Below are 20,327 nucleotides of genomic sequence, written 5' to 3'. Positions count from 1 at the left end.
ATAACGGTTAACGCGCGTCCTGTGCCGCTTCCAGCCGGGCGATCTCGGCCCGAACCGCTTCCAGATCGGCCGCGGGTAGAAGCTCTCCGGCAAATTCCTCCGCCTTGCGGAAATGCTCCAGCGCGGCGTCCTCCTGCCCGAGCCCGACAAGAGCCACGGCGTAGTGATATTGCACCACCGGATGTTCCGGATAGCCCTCGGCGGCGAAACGCAGATGCGGTTCGGCTTCCTCCAGCCGCCCCATCCGGGCGGCGATCCAGCCATAGGTGTCGCGGAAAGCGGGCCGCTGCGAATCCTGCAACCGGCGTCCGATCCGATAGGCCCGTTCCATGGTTTCTGCATCTTCGCGATGCATCGAGAGCAGGCTGGCGAGGTTGTTGGCGACAAGCTCGTTCGCACTGTTGCGCGCATAAAGCGCTTCGTAGATGTCGATCGCGCCGTCGTAATCGCCGAGTTGCTGCAACTCCCCTGCGCGCGAGAACAGCAGGTTCGCACCATCGGGCAGCGCATTCAGGGCCCTGTCCAGCACCTCAGAGGCGGCCTCGCGTTCGCCTTGGGTGAGTTTCGTGCGATAGAGCGCGATCCAGACCGGCTCGGCCTGCGGGAAATCCTCGAGCAGGGCCTCCAACTCTTGCTCGGCAAGCGCGTACTCGCCGCTCGAAGCCTTGAGCGTGGCCGAAAGGAAGCGCAGCGAGGGCAGGTCTGGATTGCTGGCAAGCGCCTGTTCCAGGCGGTCTCGCGCCTTGTCCGTTTCGCCTCGCGCGGCATAGGTGCGGATGATCGCGACCTCCGCGGCCAGGCCGCCGGCCTCCTGCCCGGCAAGACCCTCCAGGAAGTCGAACAGTTCCTCGTCGCGTTTCTGCCCCGCGAGGAGTTTCGCCTTGAGGGCGTTCAACGTCTCGGCGGCGGAGCGGTCGCCGCTTTCCTGGGATAGTCGCTGCAACGTCTGGACGACCTGCTTCGCGCGCGCCCAGTCTTCCACCGCGACATAGACCTGCCCCAACTCCGCATAGAGCGAAATGTCGTCCCGGTGCAGGCGCAGCGCATCGACAAGGACATCCTCGGCCGGCCGGAAACGCCCTTCCGCAATCAACTTTCGGGCATAGCGCAGCGATTCCTCCGGTGCCGCGCGGGACACCTCGACGGCAAGCGAGAGCATCTCGCGCTGCAGGTCGGTTTCGCCCGCCCGCTCATGCGCCGCGGCCATCAGCGTGAGAATCGCCGGGTCGCGCGGGCTTTCCCGCAGCGCGGCGCGCAGGTTCACGATCGCCTCGTCGACATCGTCTTCCTCGATCTGGCGGCTTGCCAGCATCTTGAGCGCGGCGACATGGCCGGGGTCATTGGCCAGGATTTCGTCGATCATCGCGGCGGCACCTTCCGGATCGCCGGTCAGGGTCCGCATTCGGGCCAGGTCCACCCGGACGTTATCCGCAACGCCGGAGCGAAGCTGGTCTTCGGGAAGCCCGGCAAGCAATGCCGTCAGTTCAGCCTTCGCGGCCTCCGCGTCCCCGCCCTCGAATGTCAGGTTGGCATGCATCGCGCGATAGGTCAGCGCGTTGCCTCCCCCCGGTGCTGACAGCCGTTCCAGTTCCGCAGCCGCGACCTCGGGCCCGCGGGCCTCGTTCAGGAAGCGCACCAGCTGTGTCTGTCGCTCCAGCGCATCTGTCGCCGCCTCGGCGCGACGGCGCAGGAAAGCCTCGGCCTCGGCCAGTTGCCCCTGCCGCGCATACCATCCGACCAGCGTAAACGGCAGCGACTCCTCCTCCGGGAAACGCTCCACCAGCTCCAGCAATTGTTGGGTTATGGCATCGGTCCGCCCGAGTTGCTCCAGCACCCCAAGCCGCAACTGGTAGAGCGGATATCCGTCGGGATCATGTTCCAGCGCGGCGTCGATTTCCGCCAGCGCATCAAGCCAACGCTCCTGCCGGAGCAGCCCGTCGATCACGATCCGGCGGGCATAGGTAAGGCTCGGATCGGACGCGACCAGCGCCTCGGCCTCGGCAATGGCGGCATCGCGTCCGAGACGGTCGCCGTCTGCCTGCGCCGCCCGATAGGCGAGGTTGGCCAGAACGACCCGAACGACCGGCACCTCGCCCAGCAATTCCGCCGCCTGCGCACCGTGTTTCCCGGCCGCGTCCCAATTGCCCAGTTCCATTGCCAGCTCCGCCAGCGCCAGTTGGCCGGCCCCGTTCTCCGGATGATCCTCGATCAATGCCCGGAACTGCTCCACCGCTTCGGACAGGTCGCCCTCCTCGCGGCGGATCTCGGCAAGCCGCTGGCGGGCTTGCTCATGCGTCGGCATGAGCTGCAGCGCGTTCCGCATTTCGAGCACCGCGCGCGTGCTGTCCCCCTCGTCCAGCAATTCCAACGCCGCCTGGAAATGTTCCTCGGCCCTGTCCTCGCTGCTGTCGCAGCCGCCCAGCAGCAAGGTCGCCAGGACCGCGGCAACAGCCATCACTCGATAGGTCAATTTATGTTCTCGCATTTGCCTGCCGGGTCTGCCCGATTTTGTCAGCGACTCTATCCAGACCGCGCCCTTCGCACCACCTTGTCGCGCGTTGCCCAGCCGGATCTGAAAAAAAGTGCCATTTTGGGGGCAGTTTTTGCCACTGACTTTTCGTGCATCATGGTGAGAAAGACGTTTTCGACGCCGCAATTGCACCAAAACTGTTGTATCGCAGCGCCGTTTTTCCTTTTCCGTGGCAACACTCGGCCACTGAAAGGCCATCATCCTTTGAAACTTTTGTTAACGATGATAGGCGAAACAGGCTACCGGAACGGTGGCCGTTTCCTTCGACCCGACAGGCTCCACCATGGGAAGAAGGCAGCGATTTCGCACCGTGGCACAGAAAATCCCCCATGAAGGGGCGCAGCGGAGTGAGGACAAGGCAGTGATTATGTCGCAAGACATGTACGCGGGGTATTTTGGCCTCTCGAAGAGGCCATTTGCGCTCGTGCCCGACCCGAATTTCTTGTTCTGGTCGCCTCAGCACACGCGTGCCTTCGCGGTGCTCGAATTCGGCGTCATGTCGCGCGCCCCGATCACGCTTGTGACCGGTGAGGTCGGCGCAGGCAAGACGACCCTGCTGCACGCGTTGCTCGGCCGGATGACGGAGGAGATTCGCGTCGGGCTGATCTCCAACGCACAGGGCGACCGGGGCGAGCTTCTGCAATGGGCGATGAACGCGCTCGGAATGGAGCTCTTCGAAGGCGAAAGCTACGTCCAGATGTTCAGCCGCCTGCAAGACCAGCTCGTGGCCGATTACGCGGCCGGCCGGCGGGTGATCCTGATCTTTGACGAGGCCCAGAACCTCTCCAAGCGCGGCCTCGAAGAGCTCCGCATGTTTACCAATATCAATTCGAACCAGGACGAGCTGCTGCAGATCATCCTGGTCGGCCAGCCGGAACTGCGCAACGTGATCCGCGCGCCGGATATGCGCCAGCTCGCCCAGCGGGTGGCGGCAAGTTTCCACCTTGAAGGGCTCGACGCCCAGGGAACCGCGGGTTTCATCGCGCATCGCCTGCAGCATGTCGGCGGCACGGGAGAGGAGTTCTCCCCGGAGGCCGCCGCGCTCGTGCACGAGGCGACGAAGGGCATTCCGAGGCTTGTGAACCAGCTATGTGACCTCGCGATGCTCTACGCCTGGAGCGACGAGGAACAGGTTGTCTCCGAGAGCACCGTCCTGCGTGTACTGGAAGACGGCGTGTTCTTTGGTGGTGGGACCCTGGAAGGTGAGACGGCCTGAATGTCGGAAATCAAGTTCTACCTGGATCGCTTCTTCAGACGATTCCATTGGTTCCTGGCCGTGGCGGTCTCGATTTCGGCCATTGCCATCGTCGTGGCGCTGACGCTTCCGCCGGCCTATGAGAGCGAAGTCCGCATGATCGTGGAATCGAACCAGATTCCGGACGAGCTGGCACGGTCGACCGTCGAGACATCGGCAATGGAACAGCTCCAGATCATCGAACAACGGCTGATGACGCGGGAAAACCTGCTTCGGATCGCCAACGAGAACTTTATCGTGCGCGGTCAGCAGGACATGAGCGCGGACGAGATCGTGCGCGCCATGCACACGCAAACCACCCTTAGCCGCAGCTCCGGGCGCAATCAGGCGACGGTGATGACGATCACCTTCGAGGCGCCTTCCGCGCGCGCGACCGCCGGCGTGCTTAACTCCTACCTCTCCGTAATTCTCGAGCAATCGGCGGAATTCCGAACCGAACGCGCCGTGACCACGCTGGAGTTCTTCGAACAGCAGGTCGAGCATCTGGAGCAGGATCTGGACGTGAAAAGCCAACAGATCCTGGAATTCAAGAACCGCAACGCCGAGGCCTTGCCGGAGACGTTGAATTTCCGCATGTCCGAACAGACCCGTCTGCAGGACCGGCTGACCCGGGTGGAAATCGATATTGCCGATCTGAACAACCAACGGACTCAGTTGATCCGCCTGGACGAGGCCGCGCGTCAGATCGGTGCAGATCCGAACAAGGCCACGATCCAGCTGAGTCCGCGTCAGGTGCGCTTGAGCGAATTGCACCAGGATCTTTCCGAAGCCCGCTCCGTCTATTCGGAAGACAGCGCGAAGGTCCGTCACGTGAAAGCCCTGATCGCTCAACTTGAAGAGGACGAGCAGCACGAGTCCGGCGAAACCGACGCAGCGGCCGTTGCAGAGCAAATCGAGACGCGCGAAAGCCTGATGCTGAACATCCAGCTGGCCGATATGGATTCCAAGATCGCCACGCTCGAAGAGCAGCGAGGCAATATCGAGGCCCAACTGGACGCCAACAGCGCGTCCATCGAGCGGACTCCGGCCAACGTGATCGCGCTGGAAGCGCTGGAACGCGACTACAAGAACATCCAGACGCAGTATAACGAGGCCGTCAGCAACCTGAGCCGGGCCAATACCGGCGAACGTATCGAGTTCATGTCGCGCGGCCAGCGCATCACGGTCATCGAACCGCCGGCGGTTCCAGTCGAACCGACCAAGCCGGATCGCAAGAAACTGGCTGTTGCCGGTATGGGCGTCGGCATCCTTGCCGGCCTCGCGCTGGTCTACCTGCTGGAGTTCATGACCCGAACTCCGCGCCGCCCCGAGGACATCGTCGCTCGCTTCGACGTCATGCCGATCGCGACCATTCCCTACGTGCGCACACGCCAGCAGATGGTGGTGGACCGAGGGGTCAGGGTTCTTGTTATATTGGCCATACTGGTCGGGATACCCGCCGCGATCTGGGCGGTGCACGAATTCTACATGCCGCTTGACCTTGTCGCCGACAAGGTCATGAACCGCCTTGGCGTGCGCTGGTAAGGAGCAAGCAGATGGACAGACTGCAAACCGCCATCGAGAAAGCCCGCGAACAGCGCGCCGAGGTCCTCAAGCAACGCCCGACCAACGGGCCGCTGACAGATGTCGGCTTCCTGCCCGAAACGGTGGAACACCTCCCCAGCCGCGAGGAGATCTGGCAAGGTCTGCAATCGGTGGACATGACTGCGCGCGCGCTGCGGGACTTGCGGTTGATGTCAAACCAAGGCGGTTCGCAATCGGTTCCCTATGACCTTCTGCGTACGCGGGTCCTGCACCAGGCGCGCCAGAATGGCTGGCGCCATATCGGGATCGTTTCGCCCACGGCAGCCTGCGGCAAGACGACGGCGGCCGCGAACCTGGCTTTCGCCTTCTCCCATCAGCCGGAAGTGCGCATGCTGCTGCTCGACCTGGACCTGCGACGTCCGCGCCTTGCCGGCATGATGGGCCAGAAGATCGAAACCGGCATGGAAGATGTCCTGCTGGGGCGCGTTCCCTTCACGGAGCATGCCCGCCGTATGGGCAACAATGTTGCCATCGGGTTCAACAACGGCGCTTCCGAACGGCCGTCGGAACTGCTGCAAAGCATCCAGACCGAGGAACGGATTGCCGAGATCACCGAGCAGTTCGATCCCGATCTCGTGCTCATCGACCTGCCTCCGATGATGTCGACCGATGACAATTTCGGCTTCCTGAGCAAGGTCGACGCCGTGTTGCTGATGGTTGCCGCGGAGGAATCGAGCAACGAACAGATAGAAGTCGCGTTGCGCCAACTGGGCGAATTGACCACGGTCATGGGGATCGTTCTGAACAAGTGCCGCCACACGGGAGGCGCCTATGGCTACGACAGCAAGTATTACTATTCCTGATCGGCAGGAAGCGGACGGGAGAGAACGGAACTTGGCAAGCCGGGGAGAGGGAAGGAATGCGCAGCCCTGCGTGGCCTTGCCGCTGCAGGCCGGCACACGGTATTCGGTGCCGCTGACCCATGCCACCGCTGCCGATCTGCTTGCCGATCTCGAGCGCCTGCTTGTCGGGGGCAAGGGGTTCGCGGCCGCCACGGTCAATCTCGACCACCTGGTGAAGCTGCGCCAATCGGAGGCATTTCGCAGGGCCTATTCGGGCCACAGCCATGTCGTTGCCGACGGCAATCCGATTGTCTGGCTTTCCCGACTGTCCGGCCAGCCGGTGACCCTCGTTCCCGGATCCGAGCTGATCGAGCCGTTAGCGGACATGGCCGCTCGAACAGGCATTCCGGTCGGCTTTTTCGGCGCCACGGCGAACAGCCTGGAAAGTTCCTCCGTCGAACTCGAGCGGCGTTACCCCGGTCTCAGCGTCGCAACGCGGATCGCGCCCCCGAATGGCTTCGATCCTTCGGGGGAAGAGGCCGATGCCCGTATCGCCGAGATGGCTCGCTCGCCCGCTCGGCTATGGTTGCTGGCGCTTGGCGCACCCAAGCAGGAAATCTTTGCCGTGAGGGCTTGGCAAAAGCTCCCGGATCGGGGGTTCCTGTCCATCGGCGCCGGTCTGGATTTCATTTCCGGCGAACAGGTCAGGGCCCCGGCGCTCATTCGCGCGCTGGCGCTCGAATGGGCCTGGCGCATGGCCTCGAACCCGCGCCGACTCGCCCCGCGATATGCGCGCTGCGCCGCTGCCTTGCCGGGCCTGGCGAGCGCGGCCTGGAAACAACGTCGAATGGAAGAACGTTGCTGAAGAGCCGCAGCCAGAAACACCCCGGCCACCCATCCGCCGGGGGATAGCAGGTCGGGGTCATGCCAAATACCGTCGCCTATATCGTGCTCTTTGCCTGGCCGGCCATCGCTGCCCTGGCCTTCCGGCGCCTGCCCCTTGCCGCGGGGGTTTCAGCCGCGCTGATCGGCGCCTTCCTGCTCCTTCCTGCCAAGGTCGAAATCGACCTGCCGATGCTGCCCAGTTTCGACAAGGGGCTGAGCGGCATATTTGCTGCCCTGCTGCTCATGGTTTCGGTATCGCGCCCCGCCCTGTTTTCGAGAACAGAACCGGCCATCCGCCCGGGCTGGCTCCCTCGGTCCCGATGGAGCCAGGCCTGTATGCTCGGGGCTCTTGGAGGCTCCGTGGTGACGGTCCTGATCAACGCCGAACCGCTTCTTTACGGGCCGCGCATCTTGCCGGGGCTGCAGCTTTATTACGGGCTTTCCGCGATCCTGAACCAGATCATCGTCTTCCTGCCGTTCCTGATCGCGCGCAAGGTGCTGGCAACACCCGAAGCGCAGCGCCTGTTCCTGCTCACCCTCGGTGTCGCCGCCGTGATCTATGCTTTTCCGGCGCTCTACGAAGTGCGCATGTCACCGCAGCTCAACCGCACGCTCTACGGTTTTTTCCCGGCCTCCTTTGCCCAGCACATGCGCGAGGGCGGCTTCCGGCCGCTGGTTTTCCTGCATCACGGGCTGGCGCTGTCTCTGTTCCTGGCGCTCGGCTTCCTTGGGGCCGTCGCCTGCCTGCGCTACCTCGGCAAGAACCGGCCAGGAAAATATATAGCCGCGTCTCTTTTTCTCTTCGTCGTCCTGTATTTCAGCAAATCGCTCGGTGCGTTCGTAATCGCGCTCATCTTTGCCCCGGTCATGCTGATCGCACCGGCTCGGCTGCAACTTCTCTTTGCCGCCGCCGTCGCGGCAGCCACCCTGAGCTACCCGGTCCTGCGTGGCAACGATCTGGTTCCCGTCGAACGGATGGCGGGATTCGCGCAAAGCATCGACGCCGACAGGGCGGAATCGTTGCGTTTCCGGGTGGAAAACGAAGACGCGCTGCTGGCCAAGGCGAACGAGAAACCCTTCTTCGGCTGGGGCGGCTGGGGCCGCTCGCGCGTGTATGACACCGAGGGGCGCGACATATCCGTCACTGACGGCGCCTGGGTCATTCTCTTCGGGCAAGGCGGGTGGGTGCTCTACCTATCGACCTTCGGCCTGTTATGCATGCCGGTGCTGCTGACCGCCTGGCGAAGCAAGAGCCATCCCCCGGATGGCGTGGCAATCGCTCTCACGTTGCTGCTCTGCGCCAACACGATCGACCTTCTGCCGAATTCCGGGCTTCTGCCGATCACCTGGATGATGGCCGGAGCGCTGGCGGGACGGCTGGAACGGCAATTGCTCGGGGAAACAATACCTGGCGCAGACGCTCCTCCTCCGGGAGGAAATATCGCTGGCCCCGGTTTGTATGCACCCGGGCGTTTCCGCTCCGGTTCTGACAGCCCCACCGCCAAAGGCGCGCTTTTCACACCGACGCCGCGTGCGGCTGCCGCCCCTGAGAAAGTCTTGCACCGAAAGACCATGTTCCAACCGTCGCGATCGCACCGACCCGAAAAAGATCCTTCATGACAGACGGTTCGGCAAACATCGCGGTCATCGTCGTGAACTATGGCACCGCAACGATGGCGCTGGCGGCCGTGGACAGCGTTCTGACGTCGCCCCCCGGCGCACGGGACGTCGAGGTTCACCTTGTCGACAATGCCTCCCCCGGAACCGACGCGGCAATTCTAGCAGACGAAATCGAAGCACGCGGATGGGGCGGTCGTGTACGGCTCCACCTTGAGCGCGAGAATCGCGGCTTCGGCAGTGGCAACAACGTGGTCTTGCACGATCTGTCCAGGCGCGAAGACCCGCCTGATTTGGTCTTTCTGCTCAATCCCGATGCGAAACTTTCCAATAACGCGTTGAACATCCTTGCCGATTTCATGCACGCGCATTCCAAGGCCGGCGCGGCGGGTGCGCGCCTGATCGATACTGACGGAGCGCCAAGCACAGCAGCTTTTCGTTTCCCGTCCATTGCCGGCGAATTCGCCGAGGCCGCGAATTTCGGACCGATCACCCGAATGCTCAAGCGCTGGCGGATTCCGATGGAACCGGAACAGGAAACCGGCCCGGTCGACTGGGTCACGGGGGCCGCCGTGATGCTGCGCTTCACCGCGCTGCAGCAGGTCGGCTTTTTCGATCCGGGCTATTTCCTCTATTACGAGGAGGTGGATTTGATGCGTCGCCTCAACAAATCGGGCTGGCAATGCTGGCATGTCGCCGAGGCAGAGGTGATCCATGTTGAAGGCGCGGCCACCGCGCTGCGCGGCAGCGAAATCGGCCTGCGCCGCCGCCCCGAATACTGGTACGCATCTCGCCGGCTCTACTCCTTCCGCAGCCTCGGCCGGATCGGCGCCATCGCCAATGGCTGCGTGGTCATTCTCGGGGCAGGTCTGAACCACGTCCACAGCCGGCTGCGCGGGCGCAAACCGTGGCTTCCCGAGCGTTTCATTCCCGATACGTGGCGGTTTGTCCTGCGTCCCCTTTTGGCGGGCTGGCGCCCGGACTGAGGAACGTTTCGTTACTTTTGGTAGCGCTTTATCGCAACGCCGCAGCGACCCGTGATCCAGTAATCCAACACCCCCAGCATCTCGGGGAACTTCCCAAGCGTCAGGAAAAAGGCGCGTTCGCCCCCCTCCCGCGGCACAAGACGCAGAACCTGCAGCGGGTAGAGCACCAACGCGTAACGCACCCACGGGCCGCCGCTCAGGACAAGCGCAAGGATGACGACCGGCAGCAGGCCGGCCCAGAAAAGGATGCGCCTCAGCTCGGCAACATAGTGCCGCTCCGGCCCTGCACCGTGCAGCGCCCGGCCTTCGGCATAGGCATACCCGGCCCGCCGGCTTCGGCGCCACCATTGGAAGAACCGGGTCATGTCAGCATCGTGCAGGGCCATTTCCGTTTCGAGCCGCCAGATTTCGCCACCCTCGCGCCGCAACCGCAGGCAAAGTTCCGGCTCTTCGCCCGCCAAAAGGGTTTCACGGAAACCCTCCACAGCAAGAACCTTGTCCAGCCGCATCATCGCGATTCCGCCGATGGCGTCGACCTGTCCGGCCGGTTGGTTCCACTCGGCATCACACAGACGGTTGAAGACGCTTTTCTCCGGATGACGTTCGCGCACCCGCCCGGCCACCGCGACGGCGTTTTCATGCGTCGCGAGGTATTGCGAGGCCGTTTCGAGCCAACCGGGAACAATCTGACAGTCACCATCGATGAATTGCACGAATTCGGGCGCCCCATGTTCTACCAACGCTGCAACCCGGAGTTGCGTGCCCGCGCCGCGGTAAAAGGACGAGACATGTCGAGTTCCACGACCGACGCTCCCGCGTCCCGGGCAGCGGCAACGGATCCATCGGTCGAGCCGGAATCGACATAGACGAGCGGGCCGTCGAAATCCGCCAGCGACTTCAGGCAGGCCAAGAAACGTTCGCCTTCGTTGCGACCGATCACGACGATTCCGATTTGCGCGGTCGAAGTCACTGGATTTCCTCTTCGCAAGATCGCGCAAGGGAGAACCAGATTTCCGCTGTTTTTGCCAGCCCAATCGCCGCGGGAGCTTATTCCACGCCTTCAAAGACATAGAAAATCGTCGATCCGGCTGGTAAATCCGCGACTTCAAGGTGGGGAAGCGCGGAGACGGGCGGCACATCTTGGTGCTGCAACGTCACCTCGCGGGAGGTGAGATTGTCGCTGTTCCATTGCCCGCTTTGCGAAATTCGGGTGACGCGCTGCGTGGTCTTGAAGGGCAAATCGACCATGACCCGCTTCCCGCCATCCCTGTGCGCATCCGGAAGACCCGGCACACGGCGCGACACCAGCATCAACGTCACCCGGTCCCCGGAGCGTGTGGCATAGGCATCGACGAGGGGAGCCGCCTGCACGGCTTGCCGGCCTTTTTCCTCGGGCAGATCGGCCACCGGTACGGCCAGCGTCCGAACCGAGAGCATGTCGCCCGTCCCGACACGGTTGAACAATGCCAGCAATTCCCAGGCCGGCAGGACTTGCCCGCCATGCTGCCAACGGCGATGCGAGGACCAGTGCGAGCCGTCGCCATAGAGAAAGAAGTTCTGCGCGCGCATACCCAGACGCGCGCGGGCGAGGAAGCTGTCCAGCGTCGCGGTTCCCGCCGCCTTGCTTTTCAGCGCCCGTTCCTGCGCATCAGTTTGCTCCGGGCTCATCCGGCGTCCGTTGAGACCGTCCAGAACATATCCGGGGCCAGCCTCGTACATGCCCATGACCGGCGCCTGACCGCGTGCCTCACCGATCCGGGCCGCCGCCGCGATCTGTTTGTGCGCTTGGGGCAGGCTCACTTGCAGAACATGGGTCAGAACCCTGAAAAGCCCGTTGGCAGTCGGGGCTTCGGGCGCAGCGCCATTCTCCCATCCGCCGATATATCCGGCGTGGGCCAACACGTCGGAACCCGGAGAGCGCCGTGCCGCATCCGCGCCGTACCGAAAGCCGGCCCAATCGCCCAACCCGGCGCGTCCGCCCAGAACCGTCCGGGTTTTCGGGGCGAGGGCATCCCAATAAGGGCTGCGTTTCAGGATCGAGAGGACATATTCCTGGTACAGACCATAGACCTCGCCCGCGTTGTAGCTTTGTCCGTCCACCGCGTCCTGCATTTGCGGGAAGACCCAGGGTGCAAAAAGGCCGTTCCAGGTCTCGTTGCCGATCTCCAACGTTATCTGCTTGAAGTTCTCGGTCCACGGAACGGCTTGCCCATTTGCATGGCGCCGGGCCGCCCATGGTTTTCGGGCGGGATCGTCCAAGGACGGATCGTATGGCGCGGCCAGGTACTCGGCAAGCCCGATCCATTCGGCCTCCGTCAGATGCGGCTCGATCTGGAGCCAGGGGTCAACGCCCAGCCGCGTGAATTCGCCCAGAACCTGCGGCAAGGTGTTGCCGCCTTCGGTACCGCTGCTTGCGCCTGCCGGGTTGGTCAATTGCTCGAGGTCGTAGCTGCTCCGTCCGGTGCGGACGAAACCATGCGTTCGCAGCGCTGCCATGCCCGAGGCGGCCAGCCGCTCCACATCCTCGGGCAATAGAGCCAGGTAAGGCGCATCTGCGCGAAACACGCGGAAATTGTCGATGTCGAACTCTCCCGGCCCGGTCAGCACGATTTCCATCCGGCCGGCGCCCCGGCCCGGATTCACGACCGGCACGGAGAAATCCATGCTGTAGCGCCGCCATTGCGGCGTCAGGCGAAACGGGATCGGCTCCAGGGCGCCGCCCTTCGCGCTGGCATGAAACCCGGTGAGTTCGAACCGGACGGTCTGGGGCGTCCTGCCCCGCATCCAGACCTCGAAACGATAGCTCCGGTCGGGTTCGAGCACCGGATACCAGGATTGCGCCAGCCCCGAATGATTGAAACGGCCAATGGCGAAGCGTTCCTTCGCCCCGAGCGTCACGCGCAAGTGTGTCTGTCCCGCGTCCGGAACAGGTGTATCGGCGGGATGCGGCACGAGCCGCCAATCGCCGCCGCCGGCCTCGTCCGACCATTTCGGCACCAGCGGCGGGACAAAATCACGACGCGGTTCGCCGCTGTCCCAGATTCGGTTGCTCAGAAGCTTTTCTCGCTCGGCGCGCAGGAAACGGGTGCGCAGGAGAACGAGATCCCCCTCACGGATGGGCGGCCCGGCTTCCTCAAGCTGCAAATAGGCGCCGCGATGCGCCTCGGGCAGGACATCCGAACGATAGAGCGCATAGCCTGCGGCTCCGGGAACCGCCTCCCAGTGGAGCGCGATCTCGCCAGTCTCAAGCTCCCGCGCGCGCAGCCCGCGCGGCGCCGGCAGACGCTCCCGCGTCGCGTCGGACCGTGGCTCCAGCCCGATCAAGCGGGTGGCATTTCCGGATTTCGGCAGGGCCAGTTCTCGTCGCGCAACAGCCGCCTCCGCAGGCTCGGACAAGCTCCCATCAGCCCCGACAGCGCGAATGGTGAAGTAATAGGGCACACCGGTGCGATACCAGGTGGGAAACGAAAGGAGTGCCTGCGTTTGCCCGCCCGGGACGACCTTGCCCGGCCCGAGCGGGATCCAGCCTGCCACGCGGTAGCCGTCTTGCGCGATACGACTCCGACGAACCGACCGAAAGGCACCGCTCTCGATCCGCAAGATCTCGACCTCGGCACCATCGAGAGCACCGTTTTGCCAACTGTCGCTGTTGGAGAGCATCTCGGCGGAAGCAAGGATCCTGTCCGCGCTGCCCCCCGAAGCCTGGAACATCGTGCGGAAGACCATCGGTTCGAACCCGCCTCCGGGCATCAGGAAATGCCCGTTGCCGAAGGCTCCTATCGTTGCCGAGAAGGGGCCCACGTCGGGTGCGACGACATCGTGCCCGACCACGAAATGGGCCAGCTCGCGCGCATCGTCAGCCGCGCCCGCAGCGCGGGGCAGGCCCGCCAGCAACATCAAACCGGCCAACAAGACCCTACGCAGACGCCAGTGCAAATCCGATCCCTCCGGGTTCATCTTCCGTTTCAGACTATCCCTCTCCCAGAGGCTTGAAAAAAGAGTGAAACTGCCCCGGGGCATTCAATCCATGACATCGTGCGTCAACTCGGGCATCAAGAAAGAAACACACCGTCGAAGAGCGGTACAGGCAACGAGGAGACATATCATGATTCATCCGGTCATTCTTTGCGGCGGGTCTGGCACGCGTCTGTGGCCCTCCTCGCGCAAGGCCTATCCAAAGCAGTTCGCGAAACTCCTGGGCAAGGAGAGCCTCTACCAGAGCACGTTGCGCCGGTTGAGCGGTGAGGGTTTCGGGCCGCCGCTGGTGATGACCAACGAAACCTTCCGGTTCATGGCCTCCCAACAAGCCGCCGCGATCGGGCTGATGGACGCGCAGGTCGTCGTGGAGCCCTGCCTGCGCGACACGGGGCCCGCCATCCTGACTGCCGCATTGATGCTGGAACGCGACGAGGGGGCGGATGCGCTGATGCTGGTCGCGCCCTCCGATCACGTGATTGCGGACGTTCCGGCCTTCCTGAGCGCCGTCCGGCAGGGCGTCGACGCGGCGCAGACCGGCGCGCTGGTCACTTTCGGCGTCACGCCGGACCGGCCCGAGACGGGCTACGGCTATCTCGAACTCACAGCAAAACCCAACGGTTCGGGCGCGGCCATCGCGCTGGCCTCCTTCCGTGAAAAACCCGACGCGGAGACGGCAGCGGCGTTCCTGGCGGCCGGGACATACCTCTGGAATGGCGGGATATTCCTGTTCCGCACGGGTGACGTGATCGCCGCATTCGAGGCCTGCGCGCCGCAACTGCTCGCGCCCTGCAGGGCCGCGCTGGAGAAAGGCGCCGAGGATCTCAACCTGTTCCGGCTCGATCTCGACGCCTATGGCTCGGCGGAGGCGATTTCCTTCGACTACGCGGTAATGGAAAAGGCAGACAAGGTTTCCGCCGTGCCGCTGACCTGCAAGTGGTCCGATCTGGGCTCCTGGGATGCGCTCTGGAAAGAGGAAGGCCCCGACGCGAACGGCGTTTCCACCAATGGCGCCGTGACGGTGATCGATTGCGCGGACAGCTACCTGCGCTCCGAGGAAGAGAATATGCACCTCGTCGGTCTGGGGCTGAAGGACATGGTCGTCGTCGCCATGCGCGACGCGGTGCTGGTGGCCGAAAAAAGCCGCGCGCAGGAGGTCAAGGACGTGGTCAAGACGCTGCGCGCAGCCGCAGCCCCACAGGCCGACGATTATCCGCGCTTTCACCGCCCCTGGGGCTGGTACGAGACGCTCTGCATCGACGAACGCTTCCAGGTGAAGCGGATCATGGTGCATCCGGGCGGCGTGCTCAGCCTGCAGAGCCACCATCATCGCTCCGAACACTGGGTTGTCGTTTCCGGCACCGCAGAGGTGACCGTAGGCGAGCAAACCAAGCTGCTGACCGAGAACGAGTCGGTCTATATCCCGCTCGGCGCCGTGCACCGCATGGCCAATCCGGGCAAGCTGCCGATGTATCTCATCGAAGTGCAGACCGGCTCCTATCTCGGCGAAGACGATATCGTCCGCTACGAGGATGTTTACGGGCGCGGCTGACAGGCTGGAGCGAACTGGACGGCTCATGACGGATTTCGATGCAGTGGTGATCGGAGCGGGCGCGGTGGGGCTTGCCTGCGCAGCGCAACTGTCGCGTTCCGGCCATTGCGTGCTGGTGCTGGAGGCCGCTGCGCATCCCGGCGAGGGCATCTCCTCTCGCAACAGCGAAGTGATCCATGCCGGGCTTTATTACCCGACCGGCAGTCTGAAACATACGCTTTGCGTAGCTGGACGACGGTCACTCTATGACTATCTCGCCGAGCGCGGCATCGCCCATTCCCGAAGCGGCAAGATCATCGTCGCAACCGACGAGGTGGAGCTTGCCACGCTGGAGATGCTGCAGGCGCGTGGACAGGCCAATGGCGTCGAGGGGCTGCGCATGCTGTCGCGGGCGGAACATATGGCAATGGAGCCAGAGCTGTCGATCACCGGCGCGCTGCTCTCGCCGGAGACCGGCTTGTTTGACAGCCACCAGTTCCTGCTCGCCCTGATCGCCGAGATCGAGGCCGGGGGCGGCCTTGTCGCCTGTCGCACACCTCTCACGGCTGCCTTTCCCCGGCCGGAGAGTTTCGAAATTCGAACCGGCGGCGCAGAGGAGATGACGCTCCGTTGCCGCTGGCTCGTCAACAGCGCCGGGCTGAGCGCACCCGCGGTGGCGCAGCACATTGACGGGCTGTCCGCGGAACGGATCCCGCGCTACCGGCTGGCCAAGGGCAATTACTTCCGGTTTACCGGCAGATCCCCGTTTTCGCGGCTGGTCTACCCGGCGCCGGTGGATGGCGGTCTGGGCGTGCATGCCACGCTCGATCTCGCGGGGAACCTGCGCTTCGGCCCCGATGTCGAATGGCTGCCCGACGGCATGTCTGAAGGGGAGGTGTATTACCGGGTAAACCCGGAACGCGCCGAGAGTTTTTATCGTGCCATTCGCCGCTACTGGCCCGGCTTGCCGGCGGGCAGCCTTGCCCCCGACTATTCCGGTTGCCGGCCCAAACTGGCAGGCCCCGGCGCGCCGGCTGCGGATTTCGACATCCGGGGCGGCGAGATTGCAGGTCTGGTGTCTCTATACGGTGTCGAGAGCCCCGGTCTGACCGCGTCTCTGGCGATCGCCCGGCATGTGGAAGCGCTTTTGCAAGGGTGAGGCGGCAAAACCTGTTGCCGACCTCCCTGTTCCGCGGCGCGTGTGGACGCAGGCTCCGGGTTTGGCATTGATTTCCCGCTTCCCGCACCCTTTTCTGCGGCGGCAAGCCCCGAAGCAGCCGGCCCGGTCATGACACTCGCCTATCTGATGAATACCTACCCGATGACGAGTTCGACCTTCGTGCGCGAGGAGATCCGGGCCCACGAGGCAGCGGGCATCGGGCCGGTCCGCCGATATGCGATCCGCCCCTGGGACGAGCAGCTTGTCGAGCCGCTGGACATCGCCGAGCGGGAGCAGACCGATTACCTGCTGACCGCCGGACCAGCCGCACTGCTGGGCAATTTCATCGTCGAACTTTTCCGCAACCCGGTCGGGTTGGCGAAAGCGATCGGCAGTTCGGCCCGGCTGATCGCTGCGGCGCGCGGGCGGGCAATCCATAACGCGGCCTATCTTCTGGAAGCGGTCCGGTTCAAACAGCACGCGACGCAGGCCGGAACAGCCCATGTTCACGTCCATTTCTCCACCAATTCCGCCGCAGTCGCCATGCTCGCGCGGCGCATGGGGGGGCCGGAATACAGCTTCACCGTTCATGGGCCGGACGAGCTTGTCGAACCGGGCCGAAATGCGTTCGCGCTCAAGGCGCGTCATGCGCAGGCGGTGATAGCCATCACCGAGTATTGCCGGGATTTCATCGTCGACCATTGCGGCGAATGGGCGGCCGACAAGACGCATATCGTGGGCTGCGGCATCGATCCGGACGCTTTCGCACTGCGCACGGAAGCGGTCACGAACCAACAGCTTGTCTGTGTGGGGCGTCTCTGCGAGGCCAAGCAGCAGGTCCTGCTGCCCGAACTTGCCCGTCGCCTTGCCCCCGATTTCCCCGAACTGGAGATCCTGCTCGTCGGCGATGGCGAAGACCGCGTTGAAATCGAGGCCAGCATTGCAAAGCTCGGGGTGGAGAAGAACGTCCACCTCGCTGGCTGGGGCACCAAGCAACAAGTGCGCGCGGCGTTGAACGGCGCACGAGCCATGTTGCTGCCGAGTCTTGCCGAGGGGTTGCCCGTCGTCATCATGGAAGCGATGGCACTTGGCTGCCCGGTGATCTCGACCCGGATCGCGGGCATTCCCGAATTGCTGGACGAAACCTGCGGCTGGATCGTGCCGCTCGACGATCTGGATGCGTTGGAAGAGGCCACGCGGGCCTGCTTGCGGGCCAGCCCCGAACAGCTCTCAGCGCTTGGGCAGGAAGGGCGGCGGCGGGTGCTCGAACGCCACGATCAAGCGCGGAATGCGGCCCGGCTGCGGGATGTGATCCTGCCTCAGCCGGACGAGACAGCCTAGCGCCCGCGCGCCCAACTCTCGCGGTCATAGAATCCTGTCCGGCTGGCCAGCGCCACGGCGACATAGACGCCATAGCTGACCGGTTGGCCGAGAAAGAGCCGCGCATGATCGCGCAGGCGAACCGGCGCCTTCTCCTCGTTCCGCGCAAGATCGGGGAATTGCTCGAATAGCTGCCGGTTGCCCTCGTCCCAACGCCGGCGCACCCGGACAAGCGCAGCGAATCCCTCGGCCAGCACCCAGGAGAACGGCGCCTCTGCACGGAAGCGCTCGCTGGGCGCGAAATTCAGATGGGAAAAAAGGTCGTCGGCAATGATCGGAGGAAACGCTCCCCATCGCGCGCGTCCGGAAGCGTTCATCGCGAACAGACCGCAGCCAGGAACGCCGCTGGCCATGAAGGGCAGCTTGAGCCAGAGCCTTGCATAGTTCCGGCTGGCCCAGCTAGACGGCAGCGCGACGGTGAAACGACCGGAGGCATAACGCGGCGCCTCTGTGTCGAGGATCGTGGCCAATTCTCCCAGAAGCGCCGGAGAACAGATGACATCGGCGTCGATATAGGCGCGCGGGCCCGGCGCGGCGGCGGCATCGGCGTGGTTAAGCGCACCCGGCTTGCCGCCTTCGGGGATGTCCAGCAGCACAAATTCCCAGCCGCGGGCCTCGAAACGCGGCGCATAGCCGGCGGCGATCTCGGCGGTTCGGTCGCAGCACCCATTGGCGGCGACGATCACGCGCAGCGCCTTGGGCGCGCCACTGTCCTGGGCCAACAAGCCCTCCAGGGTCGCCCCGATATAGGCCTCTTCGTTGTGGGCCGGGATGATTGCGTTGAACATGGGCGCGCACCAGAAGCCGGATCTCTCCGCGACCCTAGTCCGGGTTTGGTTCGGGTGAAAGCCCGTTCCAAACCCGCAGATGGCTTGCGCGATCCGTGGGTAAGCTCGCCAATTTGGTTTCAATTGCCGCCTGCCCAAGGGTGGCCAATGGCGGTTGGATTACCAATTGTAGGCTCGTTGTTCCTGAACGCCATAACTGCCTCCACGCCGGGAAAATTACGGGACAGCCGGAAAGCCAACCGCTAGGATCGTCTTTGAAACTATCGGAGACGGACACGGATTTGCTGATCAGATTCCTAGTGCTTTCCCTTTTTCTGCTGATCGGTACCTTGGCTGCGTCAGCGCTGGACCGGGCTGCGGTAGAGACGGAATATCAGAAATGGCTCGAACAGGAGATCTGGCCGCGCGCCAAGTCAGAAGGCGTTTCAAGGCAGATTTTCGATCAGGCATTTGAAGGCGTGCGGCTCAATTGGGAACTGCCTGACTTGGTGCCGCCGGGCACAGAAGCCGGCACACCAAAAATCCAGAGACAGGCTGAGTTTGGGTCGCCAGGAAAGTATTTTGCCCGCAACACGGTGGACGGCGCGACCTCTGTAGGCCGTGCAATGGCAAAGCGCCATGCCGTGACCCTCGCCGAGGTTGAGCGGCGCACGGGTGTTCCGGGTCGTATCATTCTTGCCATCTGGGGGCGCGAGAGCGCCTATGGACGCGTCAAGATTCCCCATGACGCGTTTGAAGTTCTTGGGACCAAGGGGTTCATAAGCACCCGCGCGGAATATTTCTCCGAGGAACTGATCGCGGCGCTTCGGATCGCGCAAGCCGGGCATGTCTCGCCGGGCTCCATGCGGAGCAGCTGGGCCGGCGCCTTGGGACAACCCCAGTTCATGCCATCGAATTTTCTTGCCCACGCCGCGGACGGAGACGGGGATGGTCGGGCCGATATCTGGAATTCAGAGGCCGATACCATCGCTTCCATCGGGAATTTTCTGGACCAACACGGATGGGTCGCCGGTCGGGACTGGGGCTTTGAGGTGACCGTTCCTGTTACCGTTTCCTGTAGCCTGGAAGGCCCGGACCAGGGTCAAACGATCCACAAATGGGAAGCGCTCGGGATAAAACGCGCTTCCGGGCGGCCTTTCCCGGAAGGTGAACAGGACGGAGAAGGCTTCCTTCTCATGCCCGCAGGACGGTACGGCCCGGCCTTCATCGTCACACCAAATTTCTACGTCCTGAAAAACTACAACATGAGCGATCTTTATGCGCTCTTCGTCGGTCATGTGGGAGACAGGATCCAGTTCGGAGTTGGAGATTTCCAGGCCAATTGGGAAAAGATTGGCGGGCTTTTTCGCTCAGACGTAGCGACCATTCAAAAGGCGCTTGTCGCACAAGGTCATGATGTTGGCGGCGTTGACGGGTTACCAGGCTACAAGACACGCCGGTCCATTGGGCTTTGGCAGGAAAGCAACAATATCACGCCGACCTGTTTTCCGAATGATGCCTTGAGACCTCTTTTGGCAGAAAAGTGACGCCGAACACTAGAGCGTTTCGCGGCCTATCTGATTCAGGCTTCCCAGATTGGTTGTGATGTGATTCCCTTCTGTTGAGGCAGATATAGGGGTCTCAGATGGGCAAACCACATCCAATAGAGCTACGCGAGCGCGTCGTCGCTTTTGTCGATGAAGGTCACGGGCACCGCGAGGCGGCGCGGCACTTCCGGGTTTCGCCGAGATTTGTGAACGATCTGATCAAGCTGCGGCGGGAAACCGGATCACTGACACCACGACCGCAAGGTAACGGAGGTGGTCACCGCAAACTGGCCGGCGTGACCGGCTGGATTGAGGCGCGCATCGCCGAC

At 63.4% G+C, this 20,327-nt stretch carries 16 protein-coding genes; 11 read left to right on the top strand and 5 right to left on the bottom strand.

Going from position 1 to position 20,327, the window contains the following annotated elements:
• Window positions 1-7: 7 nt before the first annotated feature.
• Window positions 8-2,470, bottom strand: coding sequence for a tetratricopeptide repeat protein (locus BLR85_RS20990; protein WP_170844677.1), 2,463 nt, complete (start codon window positions 2,468-2,470; stop codon window positions 8-10).
• A 427-nt stretch (window positions 2,471-2,897) separates the two neighbouring features.
• Between BLR85_RS20990 and BLR85_RS20985 the strand changes: the two genes are divergently transcribed.
• The 6 genes from BLR85_RS20985 (at window position 2,898) to BLR85_RS20960 (ending at window position 9,639) form a co-directional block, all read left to right on the top strand.
• Window positions 2,898-3,746, top strand: a complete 849-nt coding sequence (locus BLR85_RS20985) for an ExeA family protein (RefSeq protein WP_093161905.1) — start codon at window positions 2,898-2,900, stop codon at window positions 3,744-3,746.
• Window positions 3,747-5,309, top strand: coding sequence for a GumC family protein (locus BLR85_RS20980; RefSeq protein ID WP_093161903.1), 1,563 nt, complete (start codon window positions 3,747-3,749; stop codon window positions 5,307-5,309).
• Between the two features lie 11 nt (window positions 5,310-5,320).
• Window positions 5,321-6,172 carry an AAA family ATPase gene (locus tag BLR85_RS20975; protein ID WP_093161901.1) on the top strand — a complete coding sequence of 284 codons (852 nt, stop codon included), beginning with the start codon at window positions 5,321-5,323 and terminating at the stop codon, window positions 6,170-6,172.
• A 70-nt stretch (window positions 6,173-6,242) separates the two neighbouring features.
• Complete coding sequence (locus BLR85_RS20970) at window positions 6,243-7,016, top strand: WecB/TagA/CpsF family glycosyltransferase (protein WP_342028809.1); 774 nt, start codon at window positions 6,243-6,245, stop codon at window positions 7,014-7,016.
• Between the two features lie 59 nt (window positions 7,017-7,075).
• Window positions 7,076-8,656, top strand: coding sequence for a hypothetical protein (locus BLR85_RS20965; RefSeq protein ID WP_093161895.1), 1,581 nt, complete (start codon window positions 7,076-7,078; stop codon window positions 8,654-8,656).
• Entirely contained in the window at window positions 8,653-9,639 is a 987-nt protein-coding gene (locus tag BLR85_RS20960; RefSeq protein WP_093161892.1) for a glycosyltransferase family 2 protein, read from the top strand. The genes BLR85_RS20965 and BLR85_RS20960 overlap by 4 nt, the downstream gene beginning before the upstream one ends.
• 11 nt (window positions 9,640-9,650) lie before the next feature.
• Here BLR85_RS20960 and BLR85_RS20955 read toward each other — a convergent pair whose 3' ends face one another.
• The 3 genes from BLR85_RS20955 to BLR85_RS20950 all read right to left on the bottom strand — a co-directional run bounded on the left by BLR85_RS20955 (window position 9,651) and on the right by BLR85_RS20950 (window position 13,548).
• The gene (locus tag BLR85_RS20955) at window positions 9,651-10,352 is read right to left on the bottom strand and encodes a glycosyltransferase family 2 protein (protein WP_342028808.1); all 702 of its coding nucleotides are present in this window, start codon (window positions 10,350-10,352) and stop codon (window positions 9,651-9,653) included.
• Between the two features lie 20 nt (window positions 10,353-10,372).
• Window positions 10,373-10,609 carry a glycosyltransferase gene (locus tag BLR85_RS30375; protein ID WP_342028807.1) on the bottom strand — a complete coding sequence of 79 codons (237 nt, stop codon included), beginning with the start codon at window positions 10,607-10,609 and terminating at the stop codon, window positions 10,373-10,375.
• 77 nt (window positions 10,610-10,686) lie between these two features.
• Window positions 10,687-13,548, bottom strand: a complete 2,862-nt coding sequence (locus BLR85_RS20950) for a carbohydrate binding domain-containing protein (protein WP_170844676.1) — start codon at window positions 13,546-13,548, stop codon at window positions 10,687-10,689.
• Window positions 13,549-13,744: 196 nt separating this feature from the next.
• On the opposite strand from BLR85_RS20950, the gene BLR85_RS20945 reads away from it, so the two are divergent.
• The 3 genes from BLR85_RS20945 to BLR85_RS20935 all read left to right on the top strand — a co-directional run bounded on the left by BLR85_RS20945 (window position 13,745) and on the right by BLR85_RS20935 (window position 17,645).
• Window positions 13,745-15,166, top strand: coding sequence for a mannose-1-phosphate guanylyltransferase/mannose-6-phosphate isomerase (locus BLR85_RS20945; RefSeq protein ID WP_093161887.1), 1,422 nt, complete (start codon window positions 13,745-13,747; stop codon window positions 15,164-15,166).
• A 25-nt stretch (window positions 15,167-15,191) separates the two neighbouring features.
• Window positions 15,192-16,304 carry an NAD(P)/FAD-dependent oxidoreductase gene (locus tag BLR85_RS20940; RefSeq protein WP_093161885.1) on the top strand — a complete coding sequence of 371 codons (1,113 nt, stop codon included), beginning with the start codon at window positions 15,192-15,194 and terminating at the stop codon, window positions 16,302-16,304.
• Window positions 16,305-16,433: 129 nt separating this feature from the next.
• A complete protein-coding gene (locus BLR85_RS20935; protein ID WP_093161934.1) occupies window positions 16,434-17,645 on the top strand; it encodes a glycosyltransferase family 4 protein in 1,212 nt (403 codons plus the stop codon).
• Here BLR85_RS20935 and BLR85_RS20930 read toward each other — a convergent pair.
• The gene (locus tag BLR85_RS20930; protein ID WP_093161882.1) at window positions 17,642-18,472 is read right to left on the bottom strand and encodes a glycosyltransferase family 2 protein; all 831 of its coding nucleotides are present in this window, start codon (window positions 18,470-18,472) and stop codon (window positions 17,642-17,644) included. The two genes, BLR85_RS20935 and BLR85_RS20930, sit on opposite strands and share 4 nt — an antisense overlap.
• A 287-nt stretch (window positions 18,473-18,759) precedes the next feature.
• Between BLR85_RS20930 and BLR85_RS20925 the strand changes: the two genes are divergently transcribed.
• Both BLR85_RS20925 and BLR85_RS20920 read left to right on the top strand, forming a co-directional pair.
• The gene (locus tag BLR85_RS20925) at window positions 18,760-19,998 is read left to right on the top strand and encodes a lytic murein transglycosylase (RefSeq protein ID WP_093161931.1); all 1,239 of its coding nucleotides are present in this window, start codon (window positions 18,760-18,762) and stop codon (window positions 19,996-19,998) included.
• A gap of 98 nt (window positions 19,999-20,096) precedes the next feature.
• Window positions 20,097-20,327 (top strand): helix-turn-helix domain-containing protein (locus tag BLR85_RS20920; RefSeq protein WP_139188358.1); only part of this gene is annotated, 231 nt, incomplete at its 3' end.

This window comes from Aliiruegeria lutimaris, from assembly GCF_900099935.1.
GTDB classification, from domain to species: domain Bacteria; phylum Pseudomonadota; class Alphaproteobacteria; order Rhodobacterales; family Rhodobacteraceae; genus Tropicimonas; species Tropicimonas lutimaris.
Note: the sequence above shows the minus strand (reverse complement) of the source record. Positions and strands in the feature narration are given on the sequence as shown.